The following is a 19,177-nucleotide window of genomic DNA, read 5'->3' as shown; positions in this document are numbered from 1 at the left end:
TCCCCTCCGCCACCCGCGGTTACCGACCGGTTCCCACGTTCCTACGAGTTCGCATGTTGGGGGAACGCACCGTAGCCAGCCGTCACCCTCCGCACCTACGTTGACCGGGTGCACCAACCCTCCCCACCCTTCAACGCCCTGGCCGCGCGGCGCTTCCGTGAGGGTCTCGGCATGACCCACGGTCACGTCGCGTACGGCCTGCGCGCGCAATACGGCCTCTTCGTCACCCCCGACACCGTCGTCGCATGGGAACGCGGCCGGGCCCTCCCGAGCGAGCAGGAACTCACCGCCCTCGCGGGCGTCCTCTGGTGTGCCCCCGCCGAGCTCATCGCCGCCGCCTCCACCCTCCGCGAGCACCGGATGGCGCGCGGCCTCGCCCCCGAGGAGCTGGCCCGGCGGGTCGGCGTCGCGGCCCACGCGTACCAGCGCATGGAGGACGAGGGCCGCTGGCGCGGCACCGAGCGCCAGACGGCCGCCCTCGCCGAGGTCCTCGGTCTCGGCCCGCGCGCCCTCATCACCGCCACCGGCGGCGACGAGCGCCTCGCGGAGCTGCTGCGGGACGCCGCCACCACCCGCTGGCAGGCGTACGTGAAACCGGCCGTGAAGATGCTGCCGCTGCCCAGACAGACCCTGGAGTACGCCCTCCAGCGGCTGCACACCGACTACCACGCCAAGATGGCGGCGACCAGCAGCTGGGGCGCCTCGGCCGGCACCGGCGACGAGGGCCGCGCCTTTCTCGACGACATCACCGGGCACTTCTGGGCCGCCGTCGGCTCCTAGCCGGCGCCCGGCCGGAACCCGGCTGCCACGCCGCTGCCGGAGCGCTGACTTCCGCATCCCGGCCCGTACATTGGCGCCGTGAGACGACACATATCCTTCGAACGACTCCACAACTTCCGTGACCTGGGCGGCTATCGGACCGCCGACGGCGGGACCGTGCGGTGGGAGACCCTCTACCGCTCCGACTCCCTCGCCAAGCTCGCGGACGCCGACCCCTCCGATCTGGAGCGCTTCCGCGCGCTCGACGTGACCACGGTGATCGACCTGCGCTACCCGTGGGAGATCGCCGCCAAGGGCCGCCTCCCGGAGACCGAGGACGTCTCCTGGCACAACCTCTCCATCGAGCACCGCCCCTACGACCAGGCGGAGATCGACCCGGACCTCGACCCCTGGCGCTACCTCGCCGACCGGTTCGCCGAGGTCGCCGAGGACGGCGCGGTGGAACTCCGTACGGCCCTGGAGGTCATCGCCTCCGCCGACGGCCCGCTCGTCTTCCACTGCGCGTCCGGGAAGGACCGTACGGGGCTGCTCGCCGCCGTCCTCCTCGCCCTCCTGGGCGTTCCGGACGAGGAGATCCTCGCGGACTTCGCGCTCACCGAGCTGGCCACGGAGCGGCTGATCGCCGACTGGCGGGCCTCCCACCCCGGCCGCGAACTGCGCTGGCCGGGCTACGGCCGGGCGCCCGCCGACATCATCCGGCTCTTCCTCGCGGATCTGCGCGCGCGGTACGGCTCCGTGGACGCGTACGTCACCGGCCACGTCGGGCTCGACCCGGCGGTGGTGACGGCGCTCAGGGCCCGGCTGGTCGAGCCGGCCTGACGGCGGCCCTCCGCCGCGGCCGTTCCCGTGCCGCCGGGGCCGTTCCCGTACCACCGGCGGCCCTTTCCGGGCCGCCGGGATCAGTAGGATCTCGGCGGACGGACGGCGCTGCGGCGCCATGGGGGCTTGTGCCGTGGGGGGCCTGTGATGAAACCGCTCGACGACTCCGAGCCGACCGAGGTCGGCCCGTACCGGCTGCTCGCCGAGCTCGGCCACGGCGGCATGGGCCGGGTCCTCCTGGGCGCGGCCCACGACGGCCGGCTCGCCGCCGTCAAGCAGGTGCACGCCCGGTTCGCGTCCGACGGCGACTTCCGGGCCCGCTTCCGCCGTGAGGTCGCCGCCTCCCGCAGGGTCTCCGGCGCCTACACGGCGGCCGTGATGGACGCCGACGCGGACGCCGCGCTCCCCTGGCTCGCCTCGGTGTTCGTGACCGGGCCCTCGCTGGGGGCGGCGGTGCGGGAGACCGGTCCGCTGCCCGAGGCGGCCGTACGCCGGCTCGCCCTGGGCCTGGCGACGGCGCTGACCGAGATCCACCGGGTGGGGCTGATCCACCGCGACCTCAAGCCCGAGAACGTCCTGCTCGCGGAGGACGGGGTCCGGGTCATCGACTTCGGCATCGCGCGGGCGGTGGAGCACCCGGGCGCCGCCGAGCCGACGCAGCTGACCCAGACCGGCTGGGTCATCGGCTCGCCCCCGTTCATGTCGCCCGAGCAGGCCGAGAGCCGGGAACTCACCCCCGCGAGCGATGTGTTCTCGCTCGGCGCCGTCCTCGTCCTCGCGCTGACCGGGGCGTCCCCGTTCGCCGGCTCCTCGACCTTCCAGACGCTCGCCAACGTGGTGCAGGGCGTCCCGGATCTGAGCGGGGTTCCGGCGGGGCTGCGCGGGATCGTCGAGGAGTGCCTCGCCAAGGACCCGGCCGCCCGGCCCACGCCGGCCCGGCTGATCGGGCTCCTCGGCCCGGTCCCGCCGGCCGCCCGCGTCTGGCCCCCGGCGGTCCACGCCCTGGTGGCCGACCAGCGGGCCCGTATCGGCGCGTTGCTGGGCGAGGGCCCGGCCCCGACCCCCACGGTCGTCGAGCCGGCCCGCCGTACGGACGTGCCGGCGACGGCCGATCAGCCGCCCGCCCGGCCGACCGCCGAGGTGACCGCCCACCTGACCGGCCGGCCGACCGCCGAGGCGACCGCCCACCTCACCACCCTGCCGGCCGGCCGGCCCGTCGATCGGCCGGCCGGTCGACCGGCCGCCCGGCCGAGCCGGAGAACCGTGGCGCTCGGCGCGGCGGGGCTGCTCGTCGTGGCGGGGACGGGTGTCGGCGGGTACTTCCTGTTGCGGGAGGACCCGGGCGCGGACAGGTACCGCACGCTGCCCGCCTGCCAGGACGTGGACCTGGCACTGCCCTCGTACGAGCGGGACCCCCAGCGGGACTTCTCCGTCAGCCACGCCGACGGCCCGGAGATCCGCTGCTCCTGGACCACCGGGGAGTCGAGCGGGGCGAAGGCCGAGAGCGCCGAGGTCTGGTGGAACCTGAAGACCCCCACGGGCCGGCTGGGCGAGGCGACGGACCGTCAGAAGGCCGAGCACTCCGCGCAGTCGGACGGCGGCACCATGAACCTGGACGTCGGCGACGAGGCCTACTGGGCGGTCCTCTCGGCAGGCGAGGGCGACTGCGTCCTGCGCGTGCGCGACAGCAATCTCACCCTGCGCGTCTCGGTCACGCTCAAGGACAAGGGCGACCCCGAGACGAACTGCCGGCCGGAGGCCGTGCGCATCGCCAGAAGCGCTCTCGACGTCCCGGCCCTGAGTCCCTGACCCCCTCGCCTTTTCGGGTTCCCGCTCAGTCCCGCCGGTCGAAGGAGAAGAGCTGGCCGGCCGCGTCCGGGGTGCAGGGCGCCTGGGCCAGCTTCGCCCAGGCCGCCGCGCGGTCGCCGACGACGGTGACGCAGGCGCCGGGGGTCGCGGAGCCGACCGGGACGATCCGGTAGCCGCGGACGGGGCCTCCGGGGGTGCCGTACGGCTCCAGGGCGAAGGCCTCGACCCGGCTGGGGTCCCCGCACTCGGAGTCCTCGTACGCGGAGTCGGGTATCCGGCCGCCGGAGGGGATGCCGGAGCAGCCGGGGCCGAAGTCGGGATGGTCGGAGACGATCCTCCACCGGCCGGTGCCCACCGTGGCGAGGGAGTAGAGCGGGAAGCCCGACTCGGCGCACGGCACCTGGTGGACCTGCCCGGTGCGGGTGCCGCGCCGTTCGGCGAGGCAGAAGTCGGTGCCGGTGACCCGGATGCGTACGTCTCCCACGGCGGGGGCCGCTGCGACGGGGATACGGGGCGGCTGACCCGCGGGGCCGGTGCCGCCGTCGCGGAGGAAGGCGACGACGCTGACCCCGGCGAGGACGAGCCCGGCCACGGCGACGGTGGCGACGAGCGCGCGCCGTACGCGGGACGAGGTGTCGCGAGGGGGGCCGGACGGGGTGCCGGACGTGCCGCCCCGCGACTCGGCCGCGGCCTCGGGCCCGGGCCAGGCGGGCGGTGGGCCGACCGCCCCCGTCGGATCGGGCGCCGTCGCCCCCGCCGCCTCGGGATCGGCCGTCGCACCCAGACCGGAGTCCGAGCCCGCATCCGAGTCCGCGTCCGTCTCGGAGTCCGCGTCCGCCTCGGCAGCCCCGTACGCCCCCCGTGCCGCCAGCTCCGTCCGTGCCGTCCGCCACTCCTCCAGCCCGGCCGGCGCCACCCCGCAGGCGCGGACGAAGGCGGTCAGCAGTTCCTCGCGGGGCAGGGTCGCGCGGGCCAGCATGTTCGCCACGGTGGACCGGGGCAGGACGTCCCCGTGTGCCTCCGCCCGGGCCGAGAGCTCGCGGTAGGTCAGGCCCGACCAGTCCTTGAGGGCCTGGAGGCGCGCGAGGAACTCGGCGGGGGTGCGTGCCTCCCGTGGGTCAGGGGTGTGCCGCCCCGGTGTCATCCGCGCCTCTTCCCTTCGAGCGAGCCACCGAACTCCGCCGGACAGGGGTTGGGACATGTCCGGGACAAGCCCCAAGCCTTGTTGATCGCACGCTCCGGCTCAAGAGTGGAACCCGGCATTTCCAGGGGTGATGCCGCGCACAGCGGAGTGGCCCCGACCGTCCACGGGGGGACGGTCGGGGCCACTCGGGTGTGTCCGGGTCCCGGCGGGAATCCGGGACGGTTCGGGACGGAGGTCCCGACGACAGGGCCGCAGGACAGGGCCGCAGGGCGGAGACGCTCTAGAAGACGGACTCCGCCTCGCGGATGCGGTCCTCCGGGACCGTCTTGAGGCGGGTGACCGCCTCGGCCAGCGGCACCATCTCGACGCCCGTGCCCCGCAGCGCCGTCATCCTGCCGAACTCGCCGCGGTGCGCGGCCTCCACCGCGTGCCAGCCGAAGCGGGTCGCGAGCACCCGGTCGTACGCGGTCGGCGTGCCGCCGCGCTGGACGTGGCCGAGGATGACCGGGCGGGCCTCCTTGCCGAGGCGCCGCTCCAGCTCGACGGCGAGCTGGTTGCCGATGCCCTGGAAGCGTTCGTGGCCGAACTGGTCGATCTCGCCCTTCTTGTACTCCATCGAGCCCTCGGCCGGATGGGCACCTTCGGCGACGCAGATGACGGCGAACTTCTTGCCGCGCGCGAAGCGCTCCTCGACCATCTTGACCAGGTCGTCGATCTCGAAGGGCCGCTCGGGGAGGCAGATGCCGTGCGCGCCGCCGGCCATGCCGGACTCCAGGGCGATCCAGCCGGCGTGGCGGCCCATCACCTCGACGACCATCACCCGCTGGTGGGACTCGGCGGTGGTCTTGAGCCGGTCCATGGCCTCGGTGGCGACGCCGACGGCGGTGTCGAAACCGAAGGTGCGGTCCGTGGACGAGATGTCGTTGTCGATCGTCTTCGGGACGCCGACGACGGGCATGCCGGCGTCGGAGAGCATCCGGGCGGCGGTCAGGGTGCCTTCGCCGCCGATCGGGATGAGGACGTCGATGCCGTACTCACGGGCCAGGTCGGGGGCCGATTCCGCGGCCTCGGCCAGCCGGTTCCGCTCCAGGCGCGCGGAGCCGAGGATGGTGCCGCCGCGAGCCAGGATGCCGCTGACGGCGTTGAGGTCGAGGGGGCGGTAGTGGCCGTCGAGGAGGCCCTTGAAGCCGTCCTCGAAGCCGATGACCTCGTCGTCGTGGCCGGTCAGCGCCCGGTGCACGACCGACCGGATCACTGCGTTCAGGCCGGGGCAGTCTCCGCCTGCGGTGAGAACTCCGATGCGCATCGTGCTGTGTCTCCTGCTCGGTCGCGTTCCGTTGTGAGCCAGAGCGATTCTCACACGCCCGGCCTGAGGGGCGCGCTCGCGGCGGCTCCGCGCGTCCTTGCCGGGGCGCTCGCGGAGGCCTTTCGTCCCGGGGTTCCGGGCCCTTCGTCCGGCGGGCGACCTAACCATCGGCGGGGGTATTGTCAAGGGGGTAATGCCGCCCTATCGGGGCTTTCTGAGCACAGCCGGTTGACGCGAGGGACGACGGCGTCGACCGGCGTACGGGCCGCGAGCGTGCCACGAGCGCACCGCTCGCCCCGGCTCCGTGAGTCCCGTTTTCCGCAGGACTGGACAGGAGACCACGGCGTGACGCGCAGCGTGTACGTGACCGGGATCGATCGCGGTGACGGCCGCCAGGTCGTCGAGCTGGGAGTCATGGAGCTCCTCACCCGCCAGGTGGACCGGGTGGGGGTGTTCCGGCCGCTGGTGCACGACGGTCCCGACCGGCTCTTCGACCTGCTGCGCACCCGCTACCGGCTCTCACAGGACCCCTCGACGGTCTACGGCATGGACTACCACGAGGCCTCCGCGCTGCAGGCCGAGCGGGGCACCGACGAACTGGTGTCGCAGCTGGTCGACCGCTTCCACACGGTCGCCCGCGACTACGAGGTCGTCCTCGTCCTCGGCACCGACTTCGCCGCCACCCAGCTCCCCGACGAGCTGGCGCTCAACGCGCGGCTCGCCAACGAGTTCGGCGCCTCCGTCATCCCGGTCGTCGGCGGCAAGGGCCAGTCGGCGGAGTCCGTACGGTCCGAGGCGCGCAACGCCTTCCGCGCGTACGACGGACTCGGCTGCGACGTGCTCGCGATGATCGTCAACCGGGTGGCGGGCGAGGACCGGGAGGTCATCGCCGAGCGGCTCGCGGCCCGGCTGCCCGTACCCTGCTACGTCCTGCCGGACGAGCCGGCGCTCGCCGCACCCACCGTCGCCCAGATCAAGCACGCGCTCGGCGCCTCCGTGGTCCTCGGCGACGAGGCGGGCCTGGCGCGCGACGCGCTGGACTTCGTCTTCGGCGGCGCGATGCTGCCGAACTTCCTCAACGCGCTGACCCCGGGCTGCCTGGTCGTCACCCCCGGGGACCGGGCCGACCTGGTCGTCGGGGCGCTGGCCGCGCACTCGGCCGGCACCCCGCCGATCGCCGGCGTGCTGCTCACCCTGAACGAGCGGCCCAGCGACGAGATCCTCACCCTGGCGGCCCGTCTCGCGCCGGGCACCCCGGTCATCTCCGTACCGGGCAACAGCTTCCCGACCGCCACCGAACTCTTCGCCCTGGAGGGCAAGCTGAACGCGGCCACCCCGCGGAAGGCGGAGACGGCGCTCGGCCTGTTCGAGCGGCACGTGGACACGGCCGACCTGCTCAAGCGGGTCTCGGTGGCCCGCAGCGGCCGGGTCACGCCGATGATGTTCGAGCACGAGCTCATCGAGCAGGCGCGCGCCGACCGGCGCCGGGTGGTGCTCCCCGAGGGCACCGAGGAGCGGGTGCTGCGCGCCGCCGACGTGCTGCTGCGCCGTGACGTGTGCGATCTGACGCTGCTCGGCGACATCGAGGTCATCCGCAAGAAGGCCGCCGATCTGGGCATCGCGCTCGCCGGCACGCAGCTGATCGACCCGGCGACCTCGGAACTGCGGGACTCGTTCGCCGAGAAGTACGCGGCGCTGCGGGCCCACAAGGGCGTGACCGTGGAGCTGGCGTACGACGTGGTCTCGGACGTCAACTACTTCGGCACGCTGATGGTCCAGGAGGGTCTGGCCGACGGCATGGTCTCCGGTTCGGTGCACTCCACGGCGGCGACGATCCGCCCCGCCTTCGAGATCATCAAGACCAAGCCGGACGCGTCGATCGTGTCCTCGGTCTTCTTCATGTGCCTCGCCGACAAGGTCCTCGTGTACGGCGACTGCGCGGTCAACCCGGATCCGAACGCCGAGCAGCTCGCGGACATCGCCGTGCAGTCGGCGGCCACCGCGGCCCGGTTCGGCGTCGAGCCGCGGATAGCGATGCTCTCGTACTCGACCGGCACGTCGGGCTCCGGCGCCGACGTCGACAAGGTGCGGGAGGCGACGAAGCTGGTCCGCGAGGCGCACCCGGAGCTGCGGATCGAGGGGCCCATCCAGTACGACGCCGCCGTCGAGCCCTCGGTCGCGGCGACGAAGCTGCCGGGCTCGGAGGTGGCGGGGCAGGCGACCGTGCTGATCTTCCCGGACCTCAACACCGGCAACAACACCTACAAGGCCGTGCAGCGTTCGGCCGGCGCCGTGGCCGTCGGCCCGGTGCTCCAGGGTCTGCGCAAGCCCGTGAACGACCTCTCGCGCGGCGCGCTCGTCAGCGACATCGTCAACACGGTCGCCATCACGGCGATCCAGTCCCAGGCCCAGGAGATCCCGGCATGACAACCCCCACCCGCGTCCTGGTCCTCAACTCCGGTTCCTCGTCGCTGAAGTACCAGCTGCTCGACATGCGCGACGGCAGCCGGCTCGCCCAGGGGCTCGTGGAGCGGATCGGCGAGGAGACCTCGCGGCTCGTGCACACCCCTCTCCTGGGCGGTGGGGGTGAGAAGCACGAGAAGAACGGCCCGATCGCCGACCACGCGGCCGCGCTGAAGGCGGTCTCCGAGGAGCTGGCGGCGGACGGTCTCGGGATCGACTCCCCCGAGCTGGCGGCGATCGGCCACCGGGTGGTGCACGGCGGGCTGCGGTTCACCGAGCCGACGGTCATCGACGACGAGGTGCTGGCGGAGATCGAGCGGCTCGTGCCGGTGGCGCCGCTGCACAACCCGGCGAACCTCACGGGCATCCGTACGGCGATGGCTCTCCGTCCCGACCTGCCGCAGGTCGCGGTCTTCGACACGGCCTTCCACACGACGATGCCGGAGTCGGCGGCGCGGTACGCGATCGACGTGGAGACGGCCGACGCGTACCGGATCCGGCGGTACGGCTTCCACGGCACCTCGCACGCGTACGTGTCGCGGGAGACGGCGAGGCTGCTCGGCAAGGAGCCGGAGGAGGTGAACGTGATCGTGCTGCACCTGGGCAACGGCGCGTCCGCGTCCGCGGTGCGGGGCGGCCGGTGCGTGGACACCTCGATGGGCCTGACGCCGCTGGAGGGCCTGGTCATGGGCACCCGCTCGGGCGACATCGACCCGGCGGTCACCTTCCACCTCAAGCGGGTGGCGGGCATGTCGGCCGACGACATCGACGCCCTGCTGAACAAGAAGTCCGGCCTGGTGGGGCTCTGCGGCGACAACGACATGCGGGAGATCCGCCGCCGGATCGACGAGGGCGACGCGCGTGCGGCGCTCGCCTTCGACATCTACGTCCACCGGCTGAAGAAGTACATCGGGGCGTACTACGCGGTGCTCGGCCGGGTGGACGCGGTGGCGTTCACGGCGGGGGTCGGGGAGAACGCGGCCCCCGTGCGGGAGGCCGCGATCACGGGCCTGGAGGAGCTGGGGCTCGCGGTGGACGCGGACCTCAACGCGGTGCGGTCGGACGAGGCACGGCTGATCTCGCCGAACTACGCGCGGGTGGCGGTCGCCGTGGTGCCGACGGACGAGGAGCTGGAGATCGCCCGGCAGGCCTTCGCTCTGGTGGGCGGGGAGACACCCGGGGAAAGGCGCGGGGAAGGCCTCGGAGAAACACTCGGAGAAGTGAACGCCTGAGCGACCCCGCGCCCATTTGTACTTTCCGCCAGTCGGAATATTCCGCAGTGAAACAAACCGATAGGATCCGCCTCATGCGCCGTTCCAAAATCGTCTGCACGCTGGGCCCCGCCGTCGACTCGTATGAGCAGCTGAAGGCTCTCATCGAGGCCGGCATGAACGTGGCCCGATTCAACTTCAGCCACGGATCCCAGGCGGAACACCAGGAGCGGTACGACCGCGTCCGGCAGGTCTCCGCGGACACCGGTCGCGCCGTCGGCGTGCTCGCCGACCTCCAGGGCCCCAAGATCCGTCTCGAGACCTTCGCCGAGGGCCCGGTCGAGCTGGTGCGCGGTGACGAGTTCACCATCACCACCGAGGACGTCCCCGGTGACAAGTCCATCTGCGGCACCACCTACAAGGGCCTGCCCGGCGATGTCTCCAAGGGCGACCAGATCCTGATCAACGACGGCAACGTCGAACTGCGGGTCGTCGAGGTCGAGGGCCCCCGGGTCAAGACCATCGTCGTCGAGGGCGGTGTCATCTCCGACCACAAGGGCATCAACCTGCCCGGTGCGGCGGTCAACGTCCCCGCCCTGTCGGAGAAGGACGTCGACGACCTCCGTTTCGCGCTCCGCATGGGCTGCGACATGGTCGCGCTCTCCTTCGTCCGTGACGCCGACGACGTCAAGGACGTCCACAAGGTGATGGACGAGGAGGGCCGCCGGGTCCCCGTCATCGCCAAGGTGGAGAAGCCGCAGGCCGTCGAGAACATGGAGGCCGTCGTCGCGGCCTTCGACGCGGTCATGGTGGCCCGTGGCGACCTCGCCGTCGAGTACCCGCTCGAGAAGGTCCCGATGGTGCAGAAGCGCCTCGTGGAGATGTGCCGCCGCAACGCCAAGCCGGTGATCGTCGCGACCCAGATGATGGAGTCGATGATCACCAACTCCCGTCCGACCCGCGCCGAGGCGAGCGACGTCGCCAACGCGATCCTGGACGGCGCGGACGCGGTCATGCTGTCGGCCGAGTCCTCGGTCGGCGCGTACCCGATCGAGACCGTGAAGACGATGTCGAAGATCGTCACCGCGGCCGAGGAGGAGCTGCTCTCCAAGGGCCTGCAGCCCCTGGTCCCGGGCAAGAAGCCGCGCACCCAGGGCGGTTCCGTCGCCCGCGCGGCCTGCGAGATCGCCGACTTCCTGGGCGGCGAGGCCCTGGTCGCCTTCACCCAGTCCGGCGACACGGCCCGCCGCCTCTCGCGCTACCGCGTCCAGCAGCCGATCCTCGCCTTCACGACGGACGAGAACACCCGCAACCAGCTCACCCTGAGCTGGGGCGTCGAGTCCTTCGTCGTCCCGCACGTGGACAACACGGACGCGATGGTCGACCTGGTGGACGCCGAGCTCCTGAAGCTCCAGCGCTACAACGCGGGCGACACCATGATCATCACGGCCGGTTCGCCCCCCGGCGTCCCCGGCACGACGAACATGGTCCGCGTCCACCACCTCGGTGGCGGCGAGCGCGCCTGACGTCACGACGAAGCCCCCGTCCGCTGGGTGCGGACGGGGGCTTCGTCGTGCGGCTGAGAACGTCGGGCGCCGATCAGCTGGGCTCGATCGTGTTGCGGAGGCCGGGGACCCTGAGGGTGCCGCCGAACTGGCCGGCCTGCATCACCGTCACATCGGTGAAGATGGCGAGCGGAACGTCGAGCGGCGGCGGGGTCGCCGGGCTGAACGTGACCGGGAAGATCCCGAAGAGGTTGCCCTTCAGGGACTCCGTGTACATGGTCACCGTGCCCTCGGTGATGGTCGACTCCTCGCCCGGGGTGGACCGGACGTGGCCCGACAGACCGTCGGAGTGGACCGTCGTCTGGTGCAGATCCTTGATCTTGACCGTGGACGCGGTGAACTTCAGCGCCTTCTTGATCTTGCCGCTGCCGGTCTTGACCTCGACGATGCCGTGGTACTTGAGGCCCAGCAGGGTCAGCTTCGTGCTGTCCAGGCGCCACGGCTCGTCCGGGAGCAGTGGGATGCCGGGCTCCAGCTCGGCCGCCGCCAGCGCCTCGGGGTCCGGCACGGCGCACGGGATGTGCGGCTTGGCGCCGTCGGGTATGGACTCGTCCTTCTTGGCGTCCAGGCCCTTGGCGCTCTCGGGCAGTTCCTGGACCTTCGCGCCGGCCTGCTCGGCGGCCTCCTCGATCTGCCGCTTCGTCTTCTCCGCGCCCGGGTCGGCGGTCGCCTTCGGAGCGGCGGTCGACTTCGGCGGGGTGGTCGCGGCCGGCTCGTCGGCGGTCCCCGGCTTGTCGGCGGGGGCCGTGGCGGAGGCGCTCGGGGCGGGTGCCTGGGTCGTCGGGGCCGCCGTGGTGGGCGTTGCCGTCGGCTTCGGGTCCGGGCCGTCGAACAGGTCCTTGAGGGCGTCGCCGACGCCCAGCGGGTCGAGCGGGTTCTTCGACTTCGTCGGCGTGGGTGTGGCCGTCGGGGTCGGCGTCGCGGTCGGCGAGGCGGTGGTCTTCGCCTGTTCCCGCGCCTGCGTGGCCGCCTGCTCGGTCTCCGTCGCGGTCGGCGCCGGGCTTCCGGTGGCGGTGGGGGTCGCGGTGGCGGTGGGGGTGGCGGTCGCGGAAGGCGTCGCGGTCGGCGTGGAGGAGGGCGTCGGCTTCGTCGTCTCGGCCGGCTTCTCCGTCTCCTCCTGCGTCGGCTCGTCGGAGCGCGTCACACAGGGACCGGGGGCGAAGGGGATGTCCTTCTCGTCGGCGAGGGCGAGCCTGGGCGTGAGGCCCATGCCCACGAACACCGCGGTCGGCATGGCGGCCAGCGCCATCGCCTTGCCCGCGGGGCCCTGGATCCTGTTCAGCAGCGACTTGCGCGGGGCCGCGTGCCGCGGGCCCTCCTTCGCGAGCGCCGACTGAGTCTCGTCACCCCGCACTGTTCCTCCCGCCCTTGGCGTCGATCGTCGTGTCGGTCAGCGGCTGCGCGCCCTCGCGCTGCTCCGGGAATACGGCCGCCACCATGGCCTCGGTCTCGGGGTCGAGGGCGGGGACGGCCTCGTCGGAGGCCTCCGGCCGGCCGTCGTGCTCTGCGTCGGCCTCTGCCTCGTCGGTCTCCTCGGCCGGCGGGGCGGGCGCCCACGCGGCGGACATGCCGCCGCCGATGACCGCGAACAGATAGCCGATGATCAGGCCACCGAAGTTGGAGACCGGGATGGAGACGAGCGCCAGGACGATCGTCGCGACACCCGCGAACACCCGGACGATGGGCTGGAACCACATCGTCAGACCGAGCGTGATGAGCAGGACGCCGATGATCAGCGCGCCGGCTCCGGCGGTCGTCTGCATGGCGAGGGTGACATTGCCGAGCCGCATGTCCCCGTACGGAAGGTAGGCGATCGGTACGCCGCCGATCATGGTGAACAGTCCCGCCCAGAAGGGCCGGGTCTGCCGCCAGACCTTGAACCGGTTCTCCTTCTTGGGGACTTCGCGGGAGGCGGGGATCTCGGCGCTCATGGAACAGCTCCCTGGAAGCGGTGTTGCTGAGATGTTGAAGAGAGGGTGCCTGGGGGGGGTGGGACCGCACGGGGCGGCCCCACCCTCAGGACGACCTGGTCCTCACGGACCGGTCAGTCCTAGTAGCACTCCTTCGAGGTGCCCCGGTGCAGGGACAGGTGAAGGTCGGGGAGCTTGAAGGTGCCGGCCGTGGTGGCCCACGCCTTCTGCTCCACGTTGTTCAGCGTCGCCTGCTCGGCGCGCTGGCCGAAGCCGTACGGGTTGGCCTTGGTGTTGGGCTGGATGCCCGGCTTGCCCGGAACCGGCTGGCCGTTGACCTTGTGCAGGTCGCCGGCGGCGATGCCGATGTCGATGTTGGTGAACTCGGCGTCGGCCTTGAGCTCGGAGACATCGAGGTAGATGCCCTTCGCGTAGACCTTGTCCTCGGCCTTGCCGGTCTTGGCGGCCTCGGTGCCGGCCTCCAGACGGAGGGTGACGTCACCGATGAACGGCACCTTCGGCGTCACGACCGACTGGCACATGTTCGTGATCCAGGCCTCGGAGAAGCCGGACACCGCCACCGGGGCGGCGAAGTCCTTGCCCTCGAGGTCCTTGCCGGCGTCGACGCTGCCGTACTGGACGAAGTCCGTACCGACGAGGCTGTTGGCCTTAACCTTGAATTCCTGGCCGGAGATGCTGAAGGACGCGGCCAGCGCGCCCTGGGCCAGGCCGACACCGATCGCGGCCGTCGCGGCCACACTCGGGACCATGACGACGGCGAACCGCTTCCATCTGGTCCCGCCACGAACCTGGGACTTCATGAGAATTCCTCCTTCTCGGACGTACATCTCCGGAAGGGCGCGGGGCCCGTCCTGGGATGGGAGAAGAGCTACGTCCTCGGGAAGGAGAGCGCCGAGGCATCAGGCGGCGCGTTGCGCGTCCGAATCACCGGCGATCACCCCCGAGCGACAACCATGGGCCGCGCCTTGGCGCGCGACCTGATTGGACAGGCCCCGTTCGGTGCGAGCGGGAACCCCCCTGTCCACGACCGGTGCCGGAACACCGGTCCACCCGGTGGGGACCCTCGCCGCGTCCCGGGTGGTTGCCGGGGTGGTGCGGTTCGGACCGAGCGTCGCCGATCGTGGTCCATTCCGGGCCCCCGCACAAGGGGGTTCGTTACTGGCTAGTAACGGGTGGATAACCACGCCATGGCGGGGCGGGGCCGAATGGGCACGGAGGGTACGTTCGCGTGGTGAGGAATGTCGGCAGATTGCCGGAAGAATACGGACAGACTCACAGGTTCGATTTACTGCAAGTAACAGCGGCCGCGATTACCAAGTTTTGGTAAAGCGCGGCCGCGTTTTGTCACCCTGCTGCCAAATCGTCGGACGATCGGGCGCGCCGGACGGGACTAGAACAGCACCCGCGCCAGGGCCTGCCGGGCCGCCGTGACCCGCGGGTCGTCGGCGCCGATCACCTCGAAGAGCTCCAGGAGCCGCAGCCGCGCCGCGTCCCGGTCCTCGCCGGCCGTGCGGCGCACGGTCTCGACGAGCCGCCCGAAGGCGTCCTGCACATGACCGCCCACCAGATCGAGGTCGGCGGCGGCGATCTGCGCGGTCACATCGGCCGGTCCGTCGGCGGCGGCCTTGCGGACCGCGGCCGGGTCGAGGTCCTGCACCCGGGCGAGGAGTTCGGCCTGGGCGAGACCGAGCTTGGCCTCCGGGTGGGCCGGGTCGTCGGCGAGCACGTTCTTGTACGCCTGGACGGCGCCGGCCAGATCACCCGCGTCGAGCGCGGACATGGCCGCTTCGAGGAGCGCGTCGTAGGGGCCGACGGGCTGCGCGGCCGTGGCCGTACCGCCGTCGAGGGCCTCGCCGTTCGCGTCGACGACGATGCCGGTCAGACCGAAGCGCTCCTCGCCGATCTGGATCAGCTGGTCGAGGGTCTCGCGGATCTGGGCCTCGGGCACGGCGCCCTGGAAGAGCGGCAGCGCCTGACCGGCGACCACCGCGAAAACGGCCGGAATTCCCTGGATGCCGAACTGCTGCATCAGCATCTGGTTGGCGTCGACGTCGATCTTCGCGAGCAGGAAGCGGCCGTTGTACTCGACGGCGAGCCGATCCAGGAGCGGGCTCAGCTGCTTGCAGGGCTCGCACCACTCGGCCCAGAAGTCGAGGACGACCGGGACCTCGGCGGAACGCTGGAGCACATCGCGCTCGAAGCCCGCCTCGTCGACGTCGATCACCAGGGCGGACGGGGGCACGGCGGCGGGGCCACCCTGCCGGGCGGCTGCGGCGCGCGTCTGCTCCGCCTTCGCCTTGGCCTCTCCGGCCGCCTTCACCGCGGCGAGGTCGACGACGCCGCTCATGGACATGTTTCGGGGCTGCATACGTACATCCTCCCCCTTCCGCGCGCGTAACCGGTAAGCCATGGCTGAACCGTGCCGTCCGCACGTCTCCCGCCGGTGTGCGAGACGTGGGGCGACACGGTTCCTCGTCTTCGGTTCGCACCGGGTCCCCACCCGGTGCGGTGCACCGGGTCCCCACCCGGTGCGTGGTTGTCGCTCAGGCCGCTCAATGCCTTTCGCTACAGGTCGTAGCGTAACTCTCCCGGGTGAGCCGGGGGGAGGGCGCGGACCGGATCCGTACGGTGAACTGCCTCACACGTCGCCCCTCTGGCGCACTACCTACCGGCGGGTATGGTCGACGTCCATGTGTAGCCGCACCAACCGCAGCAGCCGTACGGGACGCCCCCGCTCCACCGAGGCCGACACGGCCATCCTGGAGGCGACCCGCGCGGCCCTGGTCGAGCTGGGTTGGTCCAAGCTCACGATGGGGGACGTGGCCGGCCGGGCCGGGGTGGCCAAGACGACCCTGTACCGCCGCTGGGCCAACAAGAGCGAGCTCGTGGTCGACGCCGTCGCCGTCCTCTTCGATGAACTCGAACTGCCCGACCTGGGTTCCCTCCAGGCCGACATCGAGAACGTCGTCCTGCAGTTCGCCGCCCTCCTCGAACGCCCCGAGACCAAGACGGCCCTGATGGCGGTGGTGGCCGAGTCGACCCGCGACGAGCCGCTGCGCGAGCGGATACGGGCCTCGATCGTCGACCGGCAGAAGCGGCTCGTCCTGGAGGGCCGGATGCGGGCGCAGCGGCGCGGTGAACTCCCGGCGGACCGGGACCCGGTCGCGGTGGACGCCACCGACGACCTGATCTTCGACGTGATCGCGGGCGCCGTCGTGCACCGGGCGCTGGTGAGCGCGGAGCCGGTCGACGAGCCGTGGGTGGCGCGGCTCTCGGCGCTCCTGGTGGGCGGTCTGGGAGCGGCGGCGGCCGCCGGCGGCTGAGGCCCGCACGCCTCAGGGGCGGTACGGGAGTTCCCGTACCGCCCCTGAGGCGTGACGCGCGACGTGGCCGGCGCGCGCGGCGTGCGGAAGGGTCAGCCTTCCGCGCGCGGCGTGCGGAGGGGTCAGAAGCCCGGGGGCTCCGTGTAGACGCCCCACTCGTCCCGCAGCGCGTTGCAGATCTCGCCGAGGGTGGCCTCCGCGCGGACGGCGTCCAGCATCGGGGCGATCATGTTCGAGCCGTCCCGGGCGGCCGCCAGCATGGCGTCGATCGAGGCGCGGACCTTGGCGTCGTCACGGCGCTCCTTGCGCTCGCCGAGGACCCGGACCTGCTCCCACTCGACCTCGTGGCTGACCCGGAGGATCTCCAGGTCGCCGGTGACGGAGCCGTGGTGGACGTTGACGCCGACGACCCGCTTGTCGCCCTTCTCCAGGGAGCGCTGGTACTGGAAGGCGGACTCGGCGATCTCGCCGGTGAACCAGCCGTCCTCGATGCCGCGCAGGATGCCGGAGGTGATCGGCCCGATCGGGTGCTGACCGTCCGGGTGGGCGCGGCGGCCGCGCTCCTTGATCTGGTCGAAGATCTTCTCGGCGTCGGCCTCGATGCGGTCGGTGAGCTGCTCGACGTACCAGGAGCCGCCCAGCGGGTCGGCGACGTTGGCGACGCCGGTCTCCTCCATCAGCACCTGCTGGGTGCGGAGCGCGATCTCGGCGGCCTGCTCGCTGGGGAGCGCGAGGGTCTCGTCGAGGGCGTTGGTGTGGAGGGAGTTGGTGCCGCCGAGGACGGCGGAGAGGGCCTCCACGGCGGTCCGTACGACGTTGTTGTACGGCTGCTGGGCGGTGAGGGAGACACCGGCGGTCTGGGTGTGGAAGCGGAGCCACTGGGCCTTGTCGGTCGTGGCGCCGTAGACCTCCTTCATCCAGCGCGCCCAGATCCGGCGGGCGGCGCGGAACTTGGCGATCTCCTCGAAGAAGTCGAGGTGGGCGTCGAAGAAGAAGGACAGGCCGGGGGCGAAGACATCCACGTCGAGGCCGCGGCTGAGGCCGAGCTCGACGTATCCGAAGCCGTCGGCGAGGGTGTACGCGAGCTCCTGCGCGGCCGTCGCCCCGGCCTCGCGGATGTGGTAGCCGGAGACGGAGAGCGGCTTGTACGCGGGGATGCCCTGCGCGCAGTGCTCCATCAGGTCGCCGATGAGGCGCAGATGGGGCTCGGGCTCGAAGAGCCACTCCTTCTGCGCGATGTACTCCTTGAAGATGTCGGTCTGGAGCGTGCCGTTGAGCACGGCCGGGTCGACGCCCTGCCGCTCGGCGGCGACCAGGTACATGCAGAAGACGGGCACGGCGGGGCCGGAGATCGTCATCGAGGTGGTGACGTCCCCGAGCGGGATGTCCTTGAAGAGGACCTCCATGTCGGCGGCGGAGTCGATGGCGACACCGCAGTGGCCGACCTCGCCGAGGGCGCGGGGGTCGTCGGAGTCCCGGCCCATGAGGGTGGGCATGTCGAAGGCGACGGAGAGGCCACCTCCGCCGGCGGCCAGGATCATCTTGTAGCGCTCGTTGGTCTGCTCGGCGTTGCCGAAGCCGGCGAACTGGCGGATGGTCCAGGTCCGGCCGCGGTAGCCGGTGGCGTGGAGCCCCCGGGTGTACGGGTACTCGCCGGGCCAGCCGATGCGTTCGAAGCCCTCGTAGGTGTCGCCTGGCCGGGGCCCGTAGACGGGCTCGACGGCGTCGCCGGAGAGCGTGGTGAAGTCGGCGTCCCGCTTGCGGGCCTTGTCGTAACGGGCCTGCCAGCGACGGCGGCCTTCCTCGATGGCGTCAGCGTCCATGCTTCGAATTTACTAGGACGTCCTAGTAAATGTCGATGGGAAACCCCCGCACATCAGTGCGGGGGTCCATGTCAGGCCTTGACCGGCTCCGGCCGCGCGCCGCTGATCAGCGGCAGCGTCTCGGCGACGACCTTGCGCTCGACGAAGAACGCGGCGAACGGGATGGTGCCCGAGACCAGGACCCAGAGCAGCTTCCCGAACGGCCAGCGGGCCTTGGAGCCCAGGTCGAAGGCGAAGACGAGGTAGATGATGTAGAGGACACCGTGGGCCTGGGAGACCGCGAAGGTCACGTCCTCGCCCATGTCGAACCCGTACTTGAAGACCATGCAGGTGCACAGCACGAGCAGCATGACGGCGGTGATGTACGCCATGACGCGGTAACGGGTCAGCACGCTGGATTTCATGCCGTCGAGCGTAACGGCACGTTCCGGGCGATCTTCGCGCGGGTCGGCCCTCGCGGCGCGAGGGGCTACTTCTCCTCGAAGTCGTCCGCCGCGACCCGCAGCGGGCGCAGCATCGCGAAGATCTCGGCGCACTCCTCCGCGTCGTACGCGCTGAGCCCGAACTCCATCTCCATCAGGTCGCGGGTGGCCGCCTCGACCACCTCGCGGCCCTTCTCCGTGATGGAGGCGAGCGTTCCGCGGCCGTCGTTCGGGTTGGGCCGCTTGTCGACGAGCCCGGACTTCACGAGCCGGTCCACCGTGTTCGTCACGGACGTGGGGTGGACCATCAGCCGCTCGCCGATCTTGGACATCGGCAGCTCGCCGGCCTTCGAGAAGGTGAGCAGCACCAGGGCCTCGTACCGCGCGAAGGTCAGCCCGTACGGCTTCACGACGGCGTCGACCTCCGCGAGGAGGATCTGATGGGCGCGCATGATCGAGGTGATCGCGGCCATCGAGGGGACCGGCCCCCAGCGCTTCTGCCAGAGTTCGTCGGCGCGGGCGATGGGGTCGAAGGGGAGACTGAGCGGCTTCGGCACGCGTCGACCTTACCGACTGGTCAT

Annotated in this window: 16 protein-coding genes; 7 read left to right on the top strand and 9 right to left on the bottom strand. The window is 71.7% G+C overall.

The window, feature by feature from the left end; genetic code table 11:
* Positions 1–171 precede the first annotated feature (171 nt).
* From ACIP8Z_RS25870 to ACIP8Z_RS25860, 3 genes are all read left to right on the top strand, one after another.
* A complete protein-coding gene (locus ACIP8Z_RS25870; RefSeq protein ID WP_402087512.1) occupies positions 172–780 on the top strand; it encodes a helix-turn-helix domain-containing protein in 609 nt (202 codons plus the stop codon).
* Positions 781–858: 78 nt separating this feature from the next.
* Complete coding sequence (locus ACIP8Z_RS25865; protein ID WP_402087296.1) at positions 859–1,599, top strand: tyrosine-protein phosphatase; 741 nt, start codon at positions 859–861, stop codon at positions 1,597–1,599.
* 147 nt (positions 1,600–1,746) lie between these two features.
* Positions 1,747–3,408: a protein kinase gene (locus tag ACIP8Z_RS25860; protein ID WP_402087293.1), complete on the top strand. Its 1,662-nt coding sequence runs from the start codon at positions 1,747–1,749 to the stop codon at positions 3,406–3,408.
* 25 nt (positions 3,409–3,433) lie between these two features.
* On the opposite strand, the gene ACIP8Z_RS25855 is transcribed toward ACIP8Z_RS25860, so the two are convergent.
* Complete coding sequence (locus ACIP8Z_RS25855) at positions 3,434–4,552, bottom strand: helix-turn-helix domain-containing protein (protein WP_402087291.1); 1,119 nt, start codon at positions 4,550–4,552, stop codon at positions 3,434–3,436.
* Between the two features lie 280 nt (positions 4,553–4,832).
* A complete protein-coding gene (locus ACIP8Z_RS25850; RefSeq protein ID WP_402087289.1) occupies positions 4,833–5,858 on the bottom strand; it encodes an ATP-dependent 6-phosphofructokinase in 1,026 nt (341 codons plus the stop codon).
* A gap of 345 nt (positions 5,859–6,203) precedes the next feature.
* Here ACIP8Z_RS25850 and pta point away from each other — a divergent pair, with 345 nt between their 5' ends.
* The 3 genes from pta (at position 6,204) to pyk (ending at position 11,058) form a co-directional block, all read left to right on the top strand.
* Complete coding sequence (gene pta, locus ACIP8Z_RS25845) at positions 6,204–8,285, top strand: phosphate acetyltransferase (protein WP_402087287.1); 2,082 nt, start codon at positions 6,204–6,206, stop codon at positions 8,283–8,285.
* Positions 8,282–9,553, top strand: coding sequence for an acetate kinase (locus ACIP8Z_RS25840; RefSeq protein WP_402087285.1), 1,272 nt, complete (start codon positions 8,282–8,284; stop codon positions 9,551–9,553). Before pta ends, ACIP8Z_RS25840 begins: the two co-directional genes overlap by 4 nt.
* Positions 9,554–9,627: 74 nt before the next feature.
* Positions 9,628–11,058, top strand: a complete 1,431-nt coding sequence (gene pyk / locus ACIP8Z_RS25835) for a pyruvate kinase (protein ID WP_402087283.1) — start codon at positions 9,628–9,630, stop codon at positions 11,056–11,058.
* A gap of 73 nt (positions 11,059–11,131) precedes the next feature.
* On the opposite strand, the gene ACIP8Z_RS25830 is transcribed toward pyk, so the two are convergent.
* The 4 genes from ACIP8Z_RS25830 to ACIP8Z_RS25815 form a co-directional block, all read right to left on the bottom strand.
* Complete coding sequence (locus ACIP8Z_RS25830; protein WP_402087281.1) at positions 11,132–12,451, bottom strand: hypothetical protein; 1,320 nt, start codon at positions 12,449–12,451, stop codon at positions 11,132–11,134.
* Positions 12,441–13,028, bottom strand: a complete 588-nt coding sequence (locus ACIP8Z_RS25825) for a DUF6114 domain-containing protein (RefSeq protein WP_319309788.1) — start codon at positions 13,026–13,028, stop codon at positions 12,441–12,443. The genes ACIP8Z_RS25830 and ACIP8Z_RS25825 overlap by 11 nt, the downstream gene beginning before the upstream one ends.
* 119 nt (positions 13,029–13,147) lie before the next feature.
* Complete coding sequence (locus tag ACIP8Z_RS25820; RefSeq protein WP_030321181.1) at positions 13,148–13,828, bottom strand: DUF6230 family protein; 681 nt, start codon at positions 13,826–13,828, stop codon at positions 13,148–13,150.
* 590 nt (positions 13,829–14,418) lie between these two features.
* A complete protein-coding gene (locus tag ACIP8Z_RS25815) occupies positions 14,419–15,396 on the bottom strand; it encodes a tetratricopeptide repeat protein (RefSeq protein WP_402087278.1) in 978 nt (325 codons plus the stop codon).
* A 322-nt stretch (positions 15,397–15,718) separates the two neighbouring features.
* Here ACIP8Z_RS25815 and ACIP8Z_RS25810 point away from each other — a divergent pair, with 322 nt between their 5' ends.
* Positions 15,719–16,351, top strand: a complete 633-nt coding sequence (locus ACIP8Z_RS25810; RefSeq protein ID WP_055604165.1) for a TetR/AcrR family transcriptional regulator — start codon at positions 15,719–15,721, stop codon at positions 16,349–16,351.
* A 122-nt stretch (positions 16,352–16,473) separates the two neighbouring features.
* Here the strand turns inward: ACIP8Z_RS25810 and ACIP8Z_RS25805 are convergent, their stop codons facing one another.
* From ACIP8Z_RS25805 to ACIP8Z_RS25795, 3 genes are all read right to left on the bottom strand, one after another.
* Positions 16,474–18,174, bottom strand: coding sequence for a methylmalonyl-CoA mutase family protein (locus tag ACIP8Z_RS25805; RefSeq protein WP_319309790.1), 1,701 nt, complete (start codon positions 18,172–18,174; stop codon positions 16,474–16,476).
* Between the two features lie 71 nt (positions 18,175–18,245).
* The gene (locus ACIP8Z_RS25800) at positions 18,246–18,578 is read right to left on the bottom strand and encodes a DUF3817 domain-containing protein (RefSeq protein WP_055601175.1); all 333 of its coding nucleotides are present in this window, start codon (positions 18,576–18,578) and stop codon (positions 18,246–18,248) included.
* A 65-nt stretch (positions 18,579–18,643) separates the two neighbouring features.
* Positions 18,644–19,153, bottom strand: coding sequence for a MarR family winged helix-turn-helix transcriptional regulator (locus ACIP8Z_RS25795; RefSeq protein WP_402087275.1), 510 nt, complete (start codon positions 19,151–19,153; stop codon positions 18,644–18,646).
* Positions 19,154–19,177: the final 24 nt, after the last annotated feature.

It is taken from the genome of Streptomyces sp. NPDC088553 (assembly GCF_044752965.1).
Classification (GTDB): Bacteria; Actinomycetota; Actinomycetes; order Streptomycetales; family Streptomycetaceae; genus Streptomyces.
This window is presented reverse-complemented; position numbering and strand designations above follow the sequence as displayed.

What these genes read in the sequence shown, in the direction of transcription:
- ACIP8Z_RS25870 (WP_402087512.1), top strand. Translation starts at nt 172, where the DNA reads ATGACCCACGGTCACGTCGCGTACGGCCTGCGCGCGCAATACGGCCTC.
- ACIP8Z_RS25860 (WP_402087293.1), top strand. Translation starts at nt 1,747, where the DNA reads ATGAAACCGCTCGACGACTCCGAGCCGACCGAGGTCGGCCCGTACCGG.
- ACIP8Z_RS25855 (WP_402087291.1), bottom strand. Translation starts at nt 4,552, where the DNA reads ATGACACCGGGGCGGCACACCCCTGACCCACGGGAGGCACGCACCCCC.
- ACIP8Z_RS25850 (WP_402087289.1), bottom strand. Translation starts at nt 5,858, where the DNA reads ATGCGCATCGGAGTTCTCACCGCAGGCGGAGACTGCCCCGGCCTGAAC.
- ACIP8Z_RS25840 (WP_402087285.1), top strand. Translation starts at nt 8,282, where the DNA reads ATGACAACCCCCACCCGCGTCCTGGTCCTCAACTCCGGTTCCTCGTCG.
- pyk (WP_402087283.1), top strand. Translation starts at nt 9,628, where the DNA reads ATGCGCCGTTCCAAAATCGTCTGCACGCTGGGCCCCGCCGTCGACTCG.
- ACIP8Z_RS25825 (WP_319309788.1), bottom strand. Translation starts at nt 13,028, where the DNA reads ATGAGCGCCGAGATCCCCGCCTCCCGCGAAGTCCCCAAGAAGGAGAAC.
- ACIP8Z_RS25820 (WP_030321181.1), bottom strand. Translation starts at nt 13,828, where the DNA reads ATGAAGTCCCAGGTTCGTGGCGGGACCAGATGGAAGCGGTTCGCCGTC.
- ACIP8Z_RS25815 (WP_402087278.1), bottom strand. Translation starts at nt 15,396, where the DNA reads ATGCAGCCCCGAAACATGTCCATGAGCGGCGTCGTCGACCTCGCCGCG.
- ACIP8Z_RS25810 (WP_055604165.1), top strand. Translation starts at nt 15,719, where the DNA reads ATGTGTAGCCGCACCAACCGCAGCAGCCGTACGGGACGCCCCCGCTCC.
- ACIP8Z_RS25805 (WP_319309790.1), bottom strand. Translation starts at nt 18,174, where the DNA reads ATGGACGCTGACGCCATCGAGGAAGGCCGCCGTCGCTGGCAGGCCCGT.
- ACIP8Z_RS25800 (WP_055601175.1), bottom strand. Translation starts at nt 18,578, where the DNA reads ATGAAATCCAGCGTGCTGACCCGTTACCGCGTCATGGCGTACATCACC.